The following is an 18,068-nucleotide window of genomic DNA, read 5'->3' as shown; positions in this document are numbered from 1 at the left end:
GTTCTGACCAAAGGAAGAACAATTGCGGGGCGGCGGGTATCAGTCCACCCATATCGGTTCTGATTTGAAATTGGCAAGGTTTAGGAAAAAGCCTCTATGCTCGGTCATTCCTTCACGAAATAGCTTCCATAAGAGAGATGCACCCATACTGGCAAGTGTGGAATTAATAAACAAATCCTGTTTTTCCAATGCTTCGGCAAGGGAACAGCTTGGCTCATTGTTATCGGTCTGTGCTTCCAATTGTTCTTTAAATTCTTCTGTAACGGTAGGAAGATTGGATACAGTCCTGTAAAGATTGGAATTGGGCTGTTGAATGTTTCCAATACTGGAAAGAATGACCTGTCCAGTATGGTGTGAATTACCGATGTCCATCCAGTACAGGAATTTATTTCGCTCCCAATTATCAATCCCTGTAACACCTTGTAAGGCTGTTCCAATATCAAATCGTGCTGATGCAGAATCCACGCAACTGATATAGATATTTGCCTTGCCGTGATTGGGTAAGGATTTTAAATTTACAGTACTAAATTGCTCGGTTACGGCTTTCCAATTCGTTCCAAAAAAGCGGTTATTTCGGTTGATGAGCGCAACGGATTTTGGCAAACCTACCTCAGCATCCGCAAATAATTGCCGTCCTTGATTGGCTGTCGTTATAACATCATCATCGTATAGATTAACCTGCAGTCCTGCATGTCCTAAAGCGACAAGGCTATGGTTCATTTTTGCCAATGCGGTGAGCAAATGGCTTCCCGTTCCACCTGCGCCGATAAGATTTACGGTTATTGGATTAGTGGGGTTTATCAAGTAGTTGTCAGTATAATGCATGGCAGTTTGTGTGTTCATGATAGGAGTTGTTTAAGGGTTAAATCATTTTTAATTAGATATTTCATAGGGAATTGTTTTCGACTATTTATAAGGCTTTGCCAAAGCTGAATGATGTTGCCTTTTACAGGACTTTTCTCCCGTATTAAGTGGCTGAAATAACTATTGAAAAAGTACTGTTCCCATTGCTGCATGAACTCCTCTAATAAACAATCCGCCTTTATAGTAACTGATACTGTACCCATGCAAACCTTGCCATCTTCATATAGATTAAAGAAAGGCGCATGGGATAAGGCAGTCTGTTCATTTATGTCTGTAACGGCATCAATCGCATAGAGGTACAGGCTGTTTTTGGAGGCTTTCCAAAGTAAGGGCGGGAGGGATGCCTTGCCGTTTGGAATGGCTAAACTTTCGATGAAAAACAAATCAATCCTTTGTGCAGGTGTATACCAAATAGCATAACCGTCATGGTCGGGATTGATATATAGCACATTTTTAGGTAATAAACCCGAAGGCTTTAAAAAGTTGCGTTGGAGTTCATCGGAGGTGTCCAAAGCATTTGCAAGTTCAGTACTTTCTTTAAGGCTTAACGGATGCGCATTTATGGGATAGCCATTTTTGTCCATGTAGTAGCTTTCCACATAAATGCTCTTGTCAACAGTATTTTTCTGATAGACTACAAAGGCTTTTACAGGATGGTATAGTGTGCCGAATGTGGCTGTTATGTCTTTCATGGTGTATTGTTAAAAAGGGTGCATAAATCATTTATCAAAGAAAATATTCTGTATTCAAAATCCAATCCTTCCTTTGTTGGTAAGTTTTCGGTGTCATAGATTTGCAATAGTGTAGGCTGTTCCATTTCGGAGCATTCATTAAACTCGTCATTGACCATTCTTTCGATATTCCCATACAGTAATCCATTGCTATCCGCAATAAATGATAGGTATTGCTCTGCCCTAATGACATTATTAGATTCTTCAAATTCCTGATTGGAAGTGTTACGGAATATTGATTGGTCAGGATATTGAATCATTAATTCCAAAGCCATTTTTGCAATGGCTAAGCTATCCTTTTGAAAAGAATTGCTTGGCTTGTAACTGTCGATACGATGTTCAAAGCAGTTGAGATGATGTAGATTGTATATTTTACGGAATAGTACATCTCCATAATAGGAGGCTTTATTACATTCTGAAATAATACAATTGCTTTCCTGCTTTTCATCGTTCTCAAAATCATCTATCGACCATTCCTCCATAGATTCATACTGATAAAAAAGATAACTATTGTTTTCTCTGTAGTATGGAATACCTGCGATATGGTAGAGATAGGCAAATACAGACAACAATAGTTCTGCGGTTCGTTTTTGCTTATTATTCTGCAACAGTCGGTATACCGGCAGGACTGGAATATAATACAGCGTCATGCCTGTACTATAGGTATGGTTGCTTACTAATTTTACTGTACTGCAATCGTCTTGTACAATTGACAATTCAATATCGGGTTCTGATTTTTTAAGTTGCCTTTGAATATGTTCATTTGCTAAGAGAATATTGTAGGGATAGGATTTATTTTTTACATCCATCATTTCACATTCATATACTCCAGTAAGAATGGAAAGGGAGTTGAAAAATTCCTTTTCCATTTTTTTTCTGTCGGGCAGTTCTTCTCCCTGCTCAAAGACTGGCAGGAACTGATGTTTTAAAAAACCATCGGTAACAGTTCCAATGGAGCGGAACTGCTCTTGTTCTTTTTTACTTCCTGTGCATCGGGCAACCTGTTTGTGTTTTCTGCGAATGTTCCTATTTGTTGGTATAATTTGCATAGCTTTTTACTTTTAGGCAATTTGATACTGCCTGTTATTGTTTTCGTTTTCATACGCTATCCTTTTGTTCCGATTTGGGATACAAATTTGTATTGTACCGCATCGTTATTTATCACAGGACCTTCAATCGTTGCCGTTGTTAAGATTGGATAGGTCTGCGCATAAAAGTTCAAAACGGCTTCGGGGTTGAATAATGGTGATGGGTCTGCGAGGTTAATATCCTGCTCCTTAAATCTAAAAGAGAAAATTCTTTTTAATTGTGTGGCTACTAACATGGCGGGTCTGTTTTGGGTTCATGAAATAAATCGGGAGCGAATTGTCTTGAAAGTTCTGATTTACGTTTACGGATAGCTTCTGCGTGTTCGGGATATAGCTCTGCTTGTGGTACTTTCATCCAAGCGTCCTTAAATTTACCTTCTGCTTCGAGTTCATCCGCTTTCTTGGTGGATTCCTCGTATTTTTTCTGCTTGTCTGTTTTTTCTTTATCTACTTTTGAAGCGTTATCCTTTTTCATTTGGGAATTGATTTTGGCTTGTTCCTTTTCGTTGCCGTACTGCTCCATATTGGCAAATAATTGGGCGGTTTGTTTTACAGGCTGTTCAATGGCTTGAAAAAAGCCTTCGTCCAGTTCCTGCGCTGAGCCTTTTAGCAAAATGGGGGGGACTTTTTTACAGGCATCATCCCCGATGTTGTCATTGAAAAACAATACAGATACAATAAGTTTGTCTGCGGTTTCCTTGGCTATGTTTATTTTCCAGTTGCCTGCTACCTGCAAGGCTACAATGGATTGAAAGAAATTTGTTTTCATTATTTTAAAGTTTAGGTTGATTTTCATCGGTATGTTTTTGTAACTTCTAGTAGAGGTCTTGCCAATAGGCTTGTTGTTGTTTGTCAAACCTTTCAAAAGTTTTGTCATTGTAGGCGTATTGTCTGAAACTGTCAGCCTGTTTCAATGCTTCTTTTAGGTTGGTAACGGTAATTTCTTTACCGTCTTTATCTTTCAACTGTATCATGATGGTTCGATTTTTAAAAAGACAGGCAGGATTAGTGCCTGTCCCTATTGTTTAATTTAAGGTTAGAGCATCTGAACCTTTATGGGCAAAATCAAAGCATAGATTGAATGCAGATTGCGTGCGCAATTGTCCTGTACCACCCATTAAAAGAGAGGTTAGTTTTGCTTCGTCGTCCTTGTATGAACGGACGTTTTGAAAATAGCCTGTGACCGCATTATACGCACCGAATACCGTTCCTTTTGTGGTATCCATCAATTGGGTCGGGTCGCTCATAGCGTATTCAAAAGCACTATCTACCATGTTGGTGAAGCAAGTTGAGAGTTCACTCTCGTTACCCTCCTGTATGGTTTTTAATACCTCTTTGCTCGGGACGAGTGCAGACTGTATCAATTTTTTTAGTTCCCTGTCGTTAATGCGTACTTTTGTCCAATCGTTGAAAATGGATTCCATTTGTACCGATAGCCTATCGGATATTCCCATCACTTTGTGCGCTTGTTCCAAACGCTGTTTAGCGTTGGAGGTGTGGCGAATGCGGACGGTATTGGTTTTGCTGTGCATTGCCGCATTAAGCGTATTGGCACAAACAATTCGGATAGGGGTAAAGGCGGCAGTTATGCTTCCGCTTCCATCGTGGGAGGTGGTTAGAAACAAGTATTTTTCGATTAGGTCATCTTTGCCAACGCGAATATAGTCAGGCAGTTTGGCGGTTATGAATATGCGTTCCCCTTTGCCGAGAGCCCCTGCAGTTTCGTATAGAATACCATCACCACCAACGATGCTATCGAAAAAAGAAAAGGCATCCCTGTTTTGTACGATTTGGTAGTCTTTACCCACAACACCCAATACAGTATCGTTGTCTGTGCGGATGGTACTGAAGTAATTGGGTACTTCAATTTCATTGTAACTGGTTTCTCCTTCTAAGCTTATTTCCTTGGAACATGGAGTAAACAATTTTCGTTTTTCTACTTCATAATCGAGTCCTGCCTGTTTGATAGCCTCGGCACTAGTCGGGTAATCCTGAATAATTTGTCCCAAATTGTGCCATGCTTTTTCTTTTACGCTGAAAAAACTGTGTTTCTCTGTATGTATGTTATAATTTATATCGTGTGCCATGATGTTGTGATTTAAAGGATTGTTATATTTTGCTGTTTAAAAAGGCAGGTCGTCTGCCGTTTCTGGTTGTTCTCCTAGTTTTGCTGATTGAGATGCTCCACTATTTTCTGTTTGTTCTGTTCTTTTAACAAAAGCTAAAATTTTAAGGCTGTTGCTATGAAACGTAAGACTACCCATTGCTTTGCCTTCAGCGTTGCTGTACACATTTAAGCCGATGCGTCCAGACAATTGTACGATAGCTGCTTTCTTAAGCCACTGTGCTGTTTTTGAATTGAGCCAATAGGAACAATTGATGTAGGTTGTAACTTCTATTACTTCGGTACTTCCTTTAGGCTTATAGCTATCATTGATAGCGATGCTAAAATTGACTACTTCTTTGTTGTTGTTCACTTTGTGAACTACTGCGTCTGCTGTTACTCTTCCTGTGATTTCCATAACTTGATTTTTTTTAATTACTATTATTTTCCTTACTTCCTCTGTAACCGGCCACCTCATAAAATGTTTTCAAAAGGAAAAACGGAGAAAAAGAAAGCAAGAAATAAGTGGCTTAAGAATGTGGAGAGCTATAAGTCCCGAAGGGTGACCAGTGCAACGCAGCCATTATGCGCTTGCAACATTCTTAAGTCACTATCTTAGCTGCCTTTTAGTCCGTTTCGAATGAAAATTGTACTTATAATTTCTAAAAGAAATCTACAATAGTTACTTTTACATATACCGATCAAACCTCTGTAGTTGTAATTGATCGTAAAGTGGAAGAAGCGTTTAGAGAATAATTTGTCAATTTGTGGATAAAAAATCAGATACTTAGATATTTGATTGACAGGAAATTTACCAGGATTTATAACAGTAGGATAAGGGATGTGATAAAAATGCTTAAGAGATTACTTCGTCGGTTTACTTCACTAATGCGTTAGAAAAAAACAGTCAAATTCACTACTATTTTTCAGTACAAATTGGTACCTAATTTTGGAATAAATTAATTAAAAACTACTGACTTTTTGATGTTGTTAGTACCATACCTGCGTTTAAAAAAAAATGGATTATGACAAATAAAATAACAGACGTGATTAAAATTTAAAAAGTAATTAAATTCTATTCTATGGGAAAGAGTAAGTTGTTTATAAGTAACTACTTATCTCTTTCTAGGAATAACAGTAATAAAATATATTTCTTTATTTAAATTAAACTTTGATCCAATTAATGAAAAAAAGGATGTTGAACTATAACTTGTTTTTACATAATACTGTCGAATCAATTAATCTCAAATTGAATATTCTTTATGATTTTTTTTCTAAAATAGAACGGGAACTAAAAAAATAGAGTTAACCTACAACAATGGGGGAGTAATATATTGCTTTAAATCCTGATGGCTTCAATAGCTCACACTTTAGCCATGATTACAAAATATGTGATAAACAAGTCAATCCAGTAAAGGATGTAAATAACAAAGCCGGAGCGAAACCAAATATGGCGTTTTGCAGAATGTAAATTTGTAGAAAAAAATGAAATATTTTAATCACTAGAAGTATTGGTGAATATATTAAAAAAGTTTCTAAGAAATAATTTGAAACTTTTTAATAATAATTTTTTTGTATTGTATCTTTATTTAAAAAACGAAGGGATGTTATTCCTTATTCCGGTTTGTGATTCAAAATATTTGTACATTAAAATAGTTCCCAGTTTAAAACCTAATTTTAATATATGCTTTATATATTTTAGACAGGTTAAACAGGTTAAACCATTATAACTATATTCCTTTATTTTTCTGCAGAATCACTTCAACGAACAATTGATCCATATTTGTTTTGTAATTCCTTTTTTTTGTAAAATTCAAATGTTTTATACTTCCAAGACTGGGATTATTTTCAACTTTATTAAGCAATGCCAGACAACCATTAAAAGACCCTTCTAAAGAAAAAATGTAGCTTGTAGTGACAAATCCTTTTTCCACAATAACGTGTGACTCTTTAAAATCTATAATTTTTAGATGATAGGAATCGCTGTAGGTATTTAGTTGTTTGAGTAAATCGTTTTGAAAAGATTCCGAAGCAGTGATGTTATATCCGGATAGTAATAGATCCAATTGTTTCTCTTTTTGAAGCAATTGATAGGCTAATTTTGGGGAGCCAGTATTATCGGTAATCATGGCGTTTTTCGAATGATACTCTTTATAATACGTTATCGTGTTAGAAATGGCAAAAGTGTAGCAAATGTACAATGCCAATAGAAAACCAAGTAGTAACATTTTATTTTTTCTATTGAGTTTCATGTTATTTCAAGGTTAGTTTAATAGAAAATTCCGTTTCATTGAGATCATTTTTTCCAAAACGGGTAATTACGACTTGATTAATCCATTTTAATTGTTCTATGGCTTCAATCCAACGGGTGAAAGTAGCATTGTTGATAGTGGTTCCAGAAAGACTGACAGTTTTTCCTTGTATCACAATTGGTTCTTCATTCTTAATTTTTTTTTCTAAAGGGTGGTAAATCAATTCGGTAAGCAAAATTGACTGTGGAATTAGTTTAGTGATTTCATTAATGACAAGCGAACTTTGGGAAGAGGTTATGGCAATAACATTTTTTACTTTTTGTTCTTTCGATTGAATGCGTTGCTTGGTTCTATTGACTTCTTCTAGTGATGATTTACTTAACAACAGATTTTCCGAAGTTTCTTCGGCTAATTTAAAATAATGTGTAAATATGAAAAAGTTAATTAATAAAATAGTGAGTACTACACCAACCATTATCTTTAATCCTTTTGAAAAAAAACTACGCTGATTATAGTTCTCATGAAGTTCCTGACTGTAAGTGATTAAATTCCCGGTATTGGCAGTTCCATTAAGCAATAAGCGTAATATCACTGAAAAAGCTAATAAATGACTGTTTTGAATTGTCAGATCGTTTATGCTATAAGTAGTATTTAGATCGGCAGTATTTGTTGTAATAATTGGAGTTTCTTCATTCCAAGAAATAGTTTGATGATTCGTAAGCAATTTATTTCCTTCTGAATATTTAATTATTTCTCCAATAGAGCAAACACCAAGACTAATCCCAGCAATAGAAATCCCTTGTTTTTTATAATTAAATAACAATGCATCAACATAGATTTTTCGACTAATGGCAACAATAGATTTCGCCTTCAATCTCCATATTTCAAAGTAGAATTCCTCCCAATTAGTATTCGGGAAAGCTTTATGAAGTAATTTTTCATCTTGAGCATCTATTCCTGATACTTCTTTTTGAATGACCTGATTACTATTAACAACCAGAAAAAAAGGAAGGTTTTTATCCCATTTATCAGGAAGCGTTTCAGAATAGGAAACAACATCTTTTTTAGCAATTACTAACTCGTCTTTTTTCTTTTCAATCAACAAAACAGCAATCCTTTCCTCTGTATTCAAAGAAAAGTGTTCAATACCGATGTATCGTTTGCCAAGTAAAATATCGTTTAAAGAAGGAATGTTCATTAGTAGATAACAGTAGGTTTAATTAATACCGACAATTTTTTCTTAGAGTCTTCACGTTTTCTGGAACTAAACAACCATTTAATCACAGGTATTCGAGCTAATATAGGTACTCCAGTACCCGAATCATTTTTAACTGACTCTTCAAGCCCCCCCAAAACAATTAAGTCTTGGTCTTTTACACGGATGATAGAAGTGAATTCTCTGGAGTTGATTCCAGGAGGTGCGTTTTTATCTACTTTTTGACCATTAAAACTAGATTGTATCACTTTAATATCCATCGTTATTTGACCATCGCCAGATACCAAAGGCATTATGGTAACTGATAATTCGGCATCAATAGGTTGGTAATTTTTAACCTCTGACGCTTGGGGAATCTGGGAACCATAATAATTCTGATTTGTAACAACGTAGTAGGTTGTTTCTCCAATAGATAAATATGCTTTATGACCATTTAATGTGGATAATCTAGGAGAGGAACGAATTTTTAAATTCCCGTTGGTTTCCATTGCTTTAAGACTCAAATAAAAATTAGGCACTACGCTTCCAACATTTAGGGAACCAAAACCATCAAAACCATTAATTATTTTGTTGATAGTTTGAGCACCAAGATTAATATCGACATTTGGAAATACGGTACCTGAGGTTGTTACAGGTTTATCGCCAATTCCTGCACTAATTCCGGTTTCTACAGTAGCACTTTTGTTTACTTCCAAAAGCATAACTTCTATTAAAATAACTGGAACTGATTTATCGATGTATTTTATAAAGGATTCAAAACGTTCAATATTGGCAGCAGGACCATTAACCAAAAAACTATTTAATTCTTTATCAATTTTAATATCTAAATCCATCTTTATTTCATCAGGGACGATGGTTAAAATAGATTCAGATGGATTACCGCTATTGGATGAAGAATTGTTTCCGGAGTTGGAGTTAATATTTTGAGACTGATAATTAGTGTTGGTCTTACTATCATTATAATTCGAATAATTAGTATTGTTATTCAATCTTCCAGCACTTCTTCCTTCTTTTGAAGGATCACTTAATAATTCGATGGAACGGTGCATTAATGGAATTGATTTTATATTTCTGACTACCAATTGGTTTTTAGTTCCAAAATAATAAATAGATCCATTTTTCATGAAGGTATACGCATTGCCTGTCGGAGCCGTTGAAGGATCATTATTATATTGTGTCTGTGATGGGTTATTTAATATTGGTTTTGTCTCCACTTTCGTTTCAAATAATTTACTCAAAAGGGCATCAAATGAAATATTCTTAGCTTTAACCGTTGCATTTCCTGCATTTTCTAATGGACTGGAAATAAACATATCAATATCCAATTCATGACCAATATCATAAACAATACTAGAAATGGGTGTGTTTTCAAAATCTACATCTAATAGTTTTTTATCTGCATCAACCACCGCAAAGAAAAAATTGGATTTTCTGGTACGCTGTGGTTTATTTTGTCGAACTGTGGCTCCACTTTTATCGGTACTGTTTTCTGGAGAATAGTTGCCTTCTAATTGGTCAAAAATATAGAAGTTATCTCTTGATTTTGTTATGCTGAGATTATTTGCATAAGCTAATTTATTTAAAGCGGCATCAAAAGGCATGCTTTTGATATAAACAGTTAATAATTGGTTCTCTAGACCTGGAGCAAAAACAAGATTTTTTCCGCTTTCATTCATTATTTTTTTGAAAACATCATACAGTTTGTCTTGTTTTAGGTCGAGGGAAAGCAAATTATCAGCTATTTCATATTTTACATCAATTGGCTTTTCAACCAGTGTCTCAATTGGTTTTTCATAGGGTTTAACAGCGAGTATGTTACCTGTAAAGTCAATAGTAAGATTGTATTCTTTACACAGAAATAGCAATAAATCACCAACAGTTACATCGGTGAAATTATTAACGATGTTGATTTGGCTCAAATTTGGTGCAACACTAATATTTAATTTGTGAACTTCCGAAACCGCTAATAAAAAACTGGAAAGAGAAGCTTGTTTGATATTGACATTGATTTTTTCAGACAAACCAGGCGCATCGGCACTAATAGCTTCAATGTTATTTTTTAACTGTTGAATTCTATTCTCTTGCGAAAAAGTAAATTGAAAAATAAATAGTAAGAAGAGTGTTGTTATTTTTTTCATGAATGGTAACAAATTGAATCGTCTAATATAGTTTATATTATAAGAGTAAAGAAAAAACTTCATCTATGGATGTTGTCCCTTCTTGTATTAATGATAAGGCATTTTTTTTCAAAGTAAAAATCTCTTTTTCTTCAATATAATGATCAATAGCCAATTGATTATTTTTTATTAAATTAGAAAGTTCATTGTCTATGGGAAGAATTTCATAAATGGCTTTTCTTCCTGAATAACCCGTATGATAACACTGTTCACAACCCACGGCTTCATAATGGGTTTTTATATTTCCAGGTATTTCAAATCCCGTTGGGAATAATGCTGTTGAAATAGGCTGTTCTGATTTACAATGGTTACATAATTTCCGCACTAAACGCTGGGCAACACTCAAATTAAGTGTACTGGCAATCAAAAAAGAAGGAATCCCCATGTCTACGAGTCGGGATACGGTAGCCCAAGCCGAATTGGTATGAATCGTTGATAAAACAAGATGTCCGGTTAATGCTGCTCTAATAGCCATATTAGCGGTATTGACATCGCGTATTTCACCAACCATGATAATATCAGGATCTTGTCGTAAAAAAGCACGAAGTGTTGTGGCAAAATCGAGTCCAATATTTTCTCTTAACTGCACTTGATTAATTCCTTCAAGAGTATATTCAATAGGATCTTCAACCGTTAATATATTCGTATTAGGAAGGTTCAGTTTTTTTAAGGTAGCATATAAAGTGGTTGTTTTTCCGGAACCCGTAGGTCCCGAAATAAGAACAATCCCATTTGGTTTTTTGATGTTTTCAAGATACGTAATTAGTTCCTTTTCTGTAAAACCAAGTGCATTAATATCAATATGACTGGTATTTTTACTCAAAATACGCAAGACTACTTTTTCTCCGTGAAGCGTGGGAAGTATAGAAACCCTAATATCAAAATCTTCTTGGTCTGTTACTATGGTGATACGCCCATCCTGAGGCAATCGCTTCTCGGAAATATCAAGTTGCGCCCTGATTTTTATTTTGTTGATGAGAATAGGGTATTCATCAGTTGCAATGTGAAACTGCTCTTTTAACTTTCCATCCAATCGAAAACGTACTCGTGCATTCTTCTCATAAGGTTCAAAGTGGATGTCACTACTGCCAATTTCTTTGGCATTGACCACTATTTTCTCAAGGAAATCAACAGAATAATGAATACTGGAAACGGTATTGGAGGATGATTTTCGGTAATTCGTACTGAGATAGCGATTAATATTCTCTGTAGTATCTTCAACCAGTTGAGTAGGAAAGCCCAATAAAATAGACAACTCTGATTGTAGGCTTACAATGTCTGCAACATCCGTTTTTAATACAATTTGGTCTCCTATTTCTTCAATTGGAATTATTCTATAATGAAATGCCTGTTCGGCTTTGACAAGTTGTTGAATGGCTACAGGAATGTTAAAATCAATCATTTTTAATAAGCGTATAATAAGTTACTGTATCCAAAAAAACTAATTCCATAAACTACTCCAAAAAATAAAGAAAGATAGCCCGCAAGTGGAACCGTCTTATCAATCTGCTTGTGTTGTAAAACGAAATGCAATAGTAAGGAAAAAACTAAGGAGAATAGAAAGAGAACAAAAAACGAAACTATTGAAAATGAAAAAGAGATAAAAAGAAAAAACAACACATCACCCAATCCAAATGCTTCCTTTAGCAACGCCTTTTTCAATTTGAATGCAGCGTATAAATAGCAAACAAACAGCAAGACAAAAACAAACAACAAATTAAAACTGGCATTTACTATTACCGAGTAAATAGGCACAACCTCCATTTGCAGAACAAATACTAAAATACCCACGATAGGGTAAAGAAACCAATATACTTTTCGGTCCTTACAATCTTGAATGAAAATAATTAAAAAAACACCAATCAGTAAAATTCTTAAAAACCACATTAGTCGTTAGTTATTTGTTTTGGGAGGCCGTTCTGATCAATTTCCCAAACATTAAAAGTACCATCCCCATTAAAATCTGTCAGTGCAGTAGCTTTAACTTTAAATTCAGAATTGGAAGATTGAACAATTTCATAGAAATAATTAGCACTGCCATTATCTTTAACTGTTTTTGGAGCCACAAAGTCTATTTCTGCAAAATTAGAACTGTATTTAGAATACATAAAATAATATTGCTGCTCAGCACTGTAGATTGCTTTCAACTGTATCTGTGCTTCAACGCTTTTGGCTTTTGTAATTAAGGGCATCAAATTAGGCAATGCAATCAACAACAATATGCCAATAATAGCCAATACAATTAGCATTTCTTGAAGATTAAAGGACGGGACTCTTTTAAAAAGTTGTTTTTTCACAATGAAAATAATTTAGTAATAGCAAATATATCATTTTTATTCAAAAAAAAGTATTTAATAATATTAAGAAAAATTATGTTAATATTTATATAATATTAAGAAATATTTTGTTAATATTGTCGTCATCAAATCCTAATAGACTAGAAACTAATGATACAGATGGATAACAAAGAAACAATAGTATATTCCTAATGAATTTAAAATTCTTAAAAAAAAACAATACTAACTCTTCTGCTAAACTTTAAACTGAAAAATAATAACAAATGAAGAAACAATTTAGCTTACTATTTATTTTATTGAGTGTGCTTTTTTCTCAAAAGAGCATCTCTCAAGTCAATACTGATTTACGTCCTGCCATAAAATCTCCGGAGGTAAACAAATTTGAACAATATATGAACATGCCTGTAAATTTGGCTTCTGGGACTCCACAAATTAGTATTCCGATTTATAATCTAAGTTACGACGGAATGTCATTACCCATTTCGCTTGAGTATGATGCTTCTGGTGTGAAAGTAGAAGATGTTGCTTCTTCGGTAGGATTAAAATGGAGTTTAAACGTAGGGGGTACAGTAAGTAGAATAATTAAAGGAGCGCCTGATGAGGGAGCAGTTGGTAGTGCTCAAAGTATAATTGACATTAATGGATATTATAAGGATTTTGGTTTATCCTTGCTGGATTCAAAATTAAATGCATTTTCAACAGATCCGATGGGAAGATATACACAATTCAATTGGTGGTTAGCAGATGCAAATTCAGGAAATAAAGACGCTCAGCCTGATTTATTTTATTTTAGCACTCCAGAAGGTGGGGGTAAGTTTGTATTTAACGATGCCCGACAAGTTGTTTACATCGAAAATACGGACTTTATTATTAAAGAAAATTTTAACACTAGTTATTTTAAAACTTGGATTGCAACATCTCCCAATGGTATAAAATATAAATATGGACTAGATTCTGGTCAGGCGTTTGGTAATAATAATGTTGTGGAAAAAAATTACTCCACAAAAAATGTAGGTGAGTTAACAAATGATTCCAATTATAAAGTCAACTCCTGGTTTTTATCTGAAATTTCAAATTATTCAAATCGAAGTACTATTCAAATAGAATATATTAATAACAATTATTCTCATATTTCACTTGATAAACCATCTAAACTGACAGAATATTGCTTGCCACTCAGAACAATAAATGGTTCAAATTGTGCTTCAGGGGAATATCATTATGGTCTTTTTGCGAGTAGTTCGGAAAGTGCAGTATCTTTATTACAAAATCATATTGTTTCTAAATTGATTAGTAAAATAAAAGCAGGAACTACTGAAATAAATTTTATTTATAGCAATAGAGATGATTTAATGGTGGAATTAGGTGTTACACCTCAAAGATTAGATGAGATATCTATATATTCTAATGGTTTATGTATCAAAAAATTTAAATTTAGTTATACTAGCGTTCAAACATCAATAACTACTCAAAGTCATGATATTACTGATTTAAAACGATTACAACTGAATTCAGTAACAGAGACTAGTGGTGATGAGCAATTATCAAAGCCTTATGTCTTTTCATACAACACAACATCGTTACCCAGTAGATTGTCATTCGCTCTAGACAAATGGGGATATTATAATGGGAAAAATAGTAATTATTCAATTTCTCCTAAAACTAAATTCTTTTTTGATAATTCTTTTTTTGGCGATAGAAGTCTTGATGTTAATTTTGCTAAAGCAGGTGTTTTAGAGAAAATCATATATCCAACTAAAGGTTCCGTTAATTTTGAATTCGAAAGCCAGGTTAATGACGTGCCTACTGATTATTATACGGATCCTATTCCTGCTTACAATGTAGCAACCTTAAATCCGTTATCAAATAATGCCTTTGGTAATAACCCATCAGGGAATACTCCTTATAACGAGTCTTCATTTACATATCATCCTCAATATTCGAATGAAATTCTACAAATCAATAGTACATTATATTTTCCAAGTCCATTAAATGGAAGTTATTCACCTGGGGGCACCGCACCATCATATTGCTCTCCAACTTCAATGAATGCAGTTGAGTTATTTGATAATACTACCAATTCCTTAATTGGTATTTTAAGTTATTCACGCTTAAAAATTAATTCTTATGTTTTATATGGTGTAACTTATTATTACAATAATAGTGCATCCTTTACTAGTGTTATAGATTCTGCATTATTAATTGACGGTCATTCTTATACTGTCAAAGTTTACGGGTATGGAAACTGCCAGTACAATACTACAAAATTGGATATGCATCGTTATTATCCTACTTATGATGTGGGTAGTTTAAGAATAAAAAAAATAACTCATAAGAATTATGATAACGCTATTATTAAGCAACAGTCTTATACCTATTTTCAGCCAAAAATTGTTACTAATCCTACTGTTTTTAATAAAATCTCATGGGATTTTAACAGTAATTATTTAAGTAATTATTTTAATGTAGTCCCTAATAATGCTAATCTATTTTACTCGATTTTAATCAGTAATTTAAATTCACAAAGCAATATTTACCAGAATGGTTATTATTATAATCTATCAACAGGTACTGATCCTTTGGAAATTAATTTTATGGGACCTCCTATTTCCTATGCAGAAGTAGATGAAACGGATGGTAATGGAATTACTAAACATTTTTTTAATAGGTATAAAAGTTATTCTGAATTAAATAATTATAGCACGTATAATACACCAGCACCACCAAAATTTCAATCCATTTTAGCAGGCGAAAAACAAAGTGTACAAGTCATTAATAATTCTGGTACCGTTGTGAAAAACAATTCATTTGATTATAACTATTCCACTACAAATACTTCTGTTAAGGGGATTTCAGTATCCTATCATGATGCAGGTTTACAATTTTTTGAACCCTATACAATTCAAGGTCAAATAAAGACTTTAAAAACGGCGACCGAGACCACAACTCTTGGGGTTTTGCCAGTTACAAACACAACTGATTATGAGTATGCGGGTACGAATCATTTTCAGCCTACAAAAACTACTGTAACCAATAGTAAAGGGGAGCAATTAATTACCAAAATGTATTATTCAGGAGACATGCTGTCAGAAATGCAAGGATTGTTTGATCAAAATAGAAAAGCTACTCCTATCAGAACAGAAGCGTTTAACGGCACGACAAAACTATCTGAACAAAGAACAGTGTATGCAAATGATGCAACAACAGGTAGTTTATTATTACCAAAAAGTGTCTACGCAGCTAAATTTCCTAATATATTACCTGTTATTACAACCCCTAATGTAGGACAATTAGAAAAGAAAGTAACTTCTGATTTGTACGATACCAATGGAACCTTATTGCAATACACTCCCGAAGGTGGAACACCTGTGACGATCATCTGGGGTTATAACAAAACACAGCCCATTGCAAAAATAGAGAATATGACTTATGCCAGTATTCCTGCTGTAACAATAACAAATTTACAAGGCTTGTCCGATATCACAAACAACGAATCTAATTTGTTAACTGCACTTTCTACATTGCGTACTTCATTTCCAAATGTCATGATAACAACGTACACGTATTTGCCACTTGTTGGGGTAAGTACGATAACTGATCCAAAAGGATATACAATGGATTATACCTATGATGGATTAGGAAGGTTGCAAAACGTTAAAGATGCTCAAGGAAATATCTTAAGTGAAAACGAATATCATTATAAAAACTAATTTGTCACAAACATGAAAAAATATACATACTTTTTAGTTTTATTTATGATTGCTTTCTCAGGGTATTCCCAAACAATTTGGTATCTAGATAGTGACCGCGATGGTTATGGAACTTCGGGTGTAACCTACACAGGTTCTACACCATTACCGAGTTTTGTTAGCAATCATAGTGATTTGAACGACTCTGACCCTTGTGTTACCAATGTTGCAGCAAATATTATTCGTTATTATGATTTTGATGGCGATGGTTTTGGAAGTGGAGTTGTATATTGTAATACTGTTACTGCCGGTAAAGTAAATAATAATCTGGATTGCAACGATTCAGATGCTACTCTAAATCCCAATACAGTTTGGTATCGAGATGCCGATGGAGATGGTTTTGGGGTGAGTACACCAACAGCCACAAGTTGTACGAAACCTGTAGGCTATGTTCGTAATACAAGTGATTTGAACGACACTACTGTGAATATTACCAATATAGCCCCCCAAACATTTTATAGAGATGCCGATGGGGATACTTTTGGAAATCCAACTGTTACGGTTTATTATAGTGTAAAGCCAGTGGGTTACGTGACCAATAATACCGATTGTAACGATGCGGATGTTACTTTAAATCCCAATACGATTTGGTATCGTGATGCAGATGCTGATGGTTTTGGGGTGAGTTCACCAACTGTAACAAGCTGTACACAACCTGCTGGATATGTCCGCAATTCTAGCGATTGTAACGATGCGGATGCTACTTTAAATCCCAATACGGTTTGGTATCGTGATGCCGATGGTGATGGTTTTGGGGTGAGTTCACCAACTGTAACAAGCTGTACACAACCTACTGGATATGTCCGCAATTCTACCGATTGTAACGATGCGGATGCTACTTTAAATCCCAATACGGTTTGGTATCGTGATGCCGATGGTGATGGTTTTGGAGTTAGTACACCCACTCTTGCAAGTTGTACACAACCTGCAGGGTATGTCCGTAATACAAGCGATTATAACGATACTACCGTCAATATTACCAATATAGCTCCTCAAACATTTTATAGAGATGCCGATGGGGATACTTTTGGTAGTTCAAGCGTTACAGTGTATTACAGTGTAAAACCAGCGGGTTATGTGACCAACAATACCGACTGTAATGATGCAGATGTTACTCTAAATCCCAATACGGTTTGGTATCGAGATGCCGATGGAGATGGTTTTGGAGTGAGTACACCCACTACCGCAAGCTGTACACAACCAGCAGGATATGTCCGTAATACTAGCGATTATAACGATACCACAGTCAATATTACCAATATAGCTCCTCAAACATTTTATAGAGATGCCGATGTCGATACTTTTGGTAGCCCAACTGTTACAGTGTATTACAGTGTAAAACCAGCGGGTTATGTGACCAACAATACCGACTGTAATGATGCTGATGCTACCTTAAACCCTAATACGGTTTGGTATCGAGATGCCGATGGAGATGGTTTTGGAGTGAGTACACCCACTACGGCAAGCTGTACACAACCAGCAGGATATGTCCGTAATACTAGCGATTATAACGATACCACAATCAATATTACCAATATAGCTCCTCAGACATTTTATCGAGATGCCGATGTCGATACTTTTGGTAGCCCA

General features: G+C 34.7%; 15 protein-coding genes and 1 pseudogene. 2 read left to right on the top strand and 14 right to left on the bottom strand.

Features of this window, described 5'->3' with window-relative positions:
• Positions 1-39 precede the first annotated feature (39 nt).
• The 14 genes from ACM55F_RS07575 to ACM55F_RS07510 form a co-directional block, all read right to left on the bottom strand.
• Entirely contained in the window at positions 40-843 is an 804-nt protein-coding gene (locus tag ACM55F_RS07575) for a PRTRC system ThiF family protein (RefSeq protein ID WP_416853197.1), read from the bottom strand.
• Complete coding sequence (locus ACM55F_RS07570) at positions 840-1,556, bottom strand: PRTRC system protein B (RefSeq protein ID WP_416853196.1); 717 nt, start codon at positions 1,554-1,556, stop codon at positions 840-842. The genes ACM55F_RS07575 and ACM55F_RS07570 overlap by 4 nt, the downstream gene beginning before the upstream one ends.
• Complete coding sequence (locus tag ACM55F_RS07565) at positions 1,553-2,644, bottom strand: hypothetical protein (protein ID WP_416853195.1); 1,092 nt, start codon at positions 2,642-2,644, stop codon at positions 1,553-1,555. Before ACM55F_RS07565 ends, ACM55F_RS07570 begins: the two co-directional genes overlap by 4 nt.
• Before the next feature lie 56 nt (positions 2,645-2,700).
• Positions 2,701-2,919: a PRTRC system protein C gene (locus ACM55F_RS07560; protein ID WP_416853194.1), complete on the bottom strand. Its 219-nt coding sequence runs from the start codon at positions 2,917-2,919 to the stop codon at positions 2,701-2,703.
• On the bottom strand, positions 2,913-3,479 hold the full coding sequence (locus tag ACM55F_RS07555; RefSeq protein WP_416853193.1) for a prtrc system protein e: 567 nt from the start codon (positions 3,477-3,479) through the stop codon (positions 2,913-2,915). Before ACM55F_RS07555 ends, ACM55F_RS07560 begins: the two co-directional genes overlap by 7 nt.
• 19 nt (positions 3,480-3,498) lie before the next feature.
• A complete protein-coding gene (locus tag ACM55F_RS07550) occupies positions 3,499-3,657 on the bottom strand; it encodes a hypothetical protein (RefSeq protein WP_416853192.1) in 159 nt (52 codons plus the stop codon).
• A gap of 51 nt (positions 3,658-3,708) precedes the next feature.
• Positions 3,709-4,770, bottom strand: a complete 1,062-nt coding sequence (locus ACM55F_RS07545) for a DUF932 domain-containing protein (RefSeq protein ID WP_416853191.1) — start codon at positions 4,768-4,770, stop codon at positions 3,709-3,711.
• A gap of 36 nt (positions 4,771-4,806) precedes the next feature.
• Positions 4,807-5,205, bottom strand: a complete 399-nt coding sequence (locus tag ACM55F_RS07540; protein WP_416853190.1) for a single-stranded DNA-binding protein — start codon at positions 5,203-5,205, stop codon at positions 4,807-4,809.
• A 1,312-nt stretch (positions 5,206-6,517) separates the two neighbouring features.
• Entirely contained in the window at positions 6,518-7,039 is a 522-nt protein-coding gene (locus ACM55F_RS07535) for a hypothetical protein (protein WP_416853189.1), read from the bottom strand.
• Position 7,040: 1 nt separating this feature from the next.
• Positions 7,041-8,237 carry a PilN domain-containing protein gene (locus ACM55F_RS07530; protein WP_416853188.1) on the bottom strand — a complete coding sequence of 399 codons (1,197 nt, stop codon included), beginning with the start codon at positions 8,235-8,237 and terminating at the stop codon, positions 7,041-7,043.
• Positions 8,237-10,393 (bottom strand): type II secretion system protein GspD, encoded by a 2,157-nt coding sequence (locus ACM55F_RS07525; protein ID WP_416853187.1) that lies wholly within the window; start codon positions 10,391-10,393, stop codon positions 8,237-8,239. Before ACM55F_RS07525 ends, ACM55F_RS07530 begins: the two co-directional genes overlap by 1 nt.
• 37 nt (positions 10,394-10,430) lie before the next feature.
• A complete protein-coding gene (locus tag ACM55F_RS07520; RefSeq protein WP_416853186.1) occupies positions 10,431-11,834 on the bottom strand; it encodes a GspE/PulE family protein in 1,404 nt (467 codons plus the stop codon).
• Between the two features lie 2 nt (positions 11,835-11,836).
• Positions 11,837-12,319, bottom strand: a complete 483-nt coding sequence (locus tag ACM55F_RS07515) for a hypothetical protein (RefSeq protein ID WP_416853185.1) — start codon at positions 12,317-12,319, stop codon at positions 11,837-11,839.
• A complete protein-coding gene (locus tag ACM55F_RS07510; protein WP_416853184.1) occupies positions 12,319-12,729 on the bottom strand; it encodes a prepilin-type N-terminal cleavage/methylation domain-containing protein in 411 nt (136 codons plus the stop codon). Before ACM55F_RS07510 ends, ACM55F_RS07515 begins: the two co-directional genes overlap by 1 nt.
• A 263-nt stretch (positions 12,730-12,992) precedes the next feature.
• Here ACM55F_RS07510 and ACM55F_RS07505 point away from each other — a divergent pair, with 263 nt between their 5' ends.
• Complete coding sequence (locus tag ACM55F_RS07505) at positions 12,993-16,439, top strand: RHS repeat domain-containing protein (RefSeq protein ID WP_416853183.1); 3,447 nt, start codon at positions 12,993-12,995, stop codon at positions 16,437-16,439.
• Between the two features lie 12 nt (positions 16,440-16,451).
• Positions 16,452-18,068: pseudogene (locus ACM55F_RS07500) on the top strand (DUF6443 domain-containing protein); the annotation flags it as partial.

This window comes from Flavobacterium melibiosi (assembly GCF_048158545.1).
Taxonomy (GTDB): Bacteria; Bacteroidota; Bacteroidia; order Flavobacteriales; family Flavobacteriaceae; genus Flavobacterium; species Flavobacterium melibiosi.
This window is presented reverse-complemented; position numbering and strand designations above follow the sequence as displayed.

Coding starts and splice junctions, on each gene's coding strand:
- ACM55F_RS07545 (WP_416853191.1), bottom strand. CDS start 4,770: ATGGCACACGATATAAATTATAACATACATACAGAGAAACACAGTTTT.
- ACM55F_RS07550 (WP_416853192.1), bottom strand. CDS start 3,657: ATGATACAGTTGAAAGATAAAGACGGTAAAGAAATTACCGTTACCAAC.
- ACM55F_RS07560 (WP_416853194.1), bottom strand. CDS start 2,919: ATGTTAGTAGCCACACAATTAAAAAGAATTTTCTCTTTTAGATTTAAG.
- ACM55F_RS07505 (WP_416853183.1), top strand. CDS start 12,993: ATGAAGAAACAATTTAGCTTACTATTTATTTTATTGAGTGTGCTTTTT.
- ACM55F_RS07555 (WP_416853193.1), bottom strand. CDS start 3,479: ATGAAAATCAACCTAAACTTTAAAATAATGAAAACAAATTTCTTTCAA.
- ACM55F_RS07515 (WP_416853185.1), bottom strand. CDS start 12,319: ATGTGGTTTTTAAGAATTTTACTGATTGGTGTTTTTTTAATTATTTTC.
- ACM55F_RS07530 (WP_416853188.1), bottom strand. CDS start 8,237: ATGAACATTCCTTCTTTAAACGATATTTTACTTGGCAAACGATACATC.
- ACM55F_RS07525 (WP_416853187.1), bottom strand. CDS start 10,393: ATGAAAAAAATAACAACACTCTTCTTACTATTTATTTTTCAATTTACT.
- ACM55F_RS07565 (WP_416853195.1), bottom strand. CDS start 2,644: ATGCAAATTATACCAACAAATAGGAACATTCGCAGAAAACACAAACAG.
- ACM55F_RS07575 (WP_416853197.1), bottom strand. CDS start 843: ATGAACACACAAACTGCCATGCATTATACTGACAACTACTTGATAAAC.
- ACM55F_RS07520 (WP_416853186.1), bottom strand. CDS start 11,834: ATGATTGATTTTAACATTCCTGTAGCCATTCAACAACTTGTCAAAGCC.
- ACM55F_RS07570 (WP_416853196.1), bottom strand. CDS start 1,556: ATGAAAGACATAACAGCCACATTCGGCACACTATACCATCCTGTAAAA.
- ACM55F_RS07540 (WP_416853190.1), bottom strand. CDS start 5,205: ATGGAAATCACAGGAAGAGTAACAGCAGACGCAGTAGTTCACAAAGTG.
- ACM55F_RS07535 (WP_416853189.1), bottom strand. CDS start 7,039: ATGAAACTCAATAGAAAAAATAAAATGTTACTACTTGGTTTTCTATTG.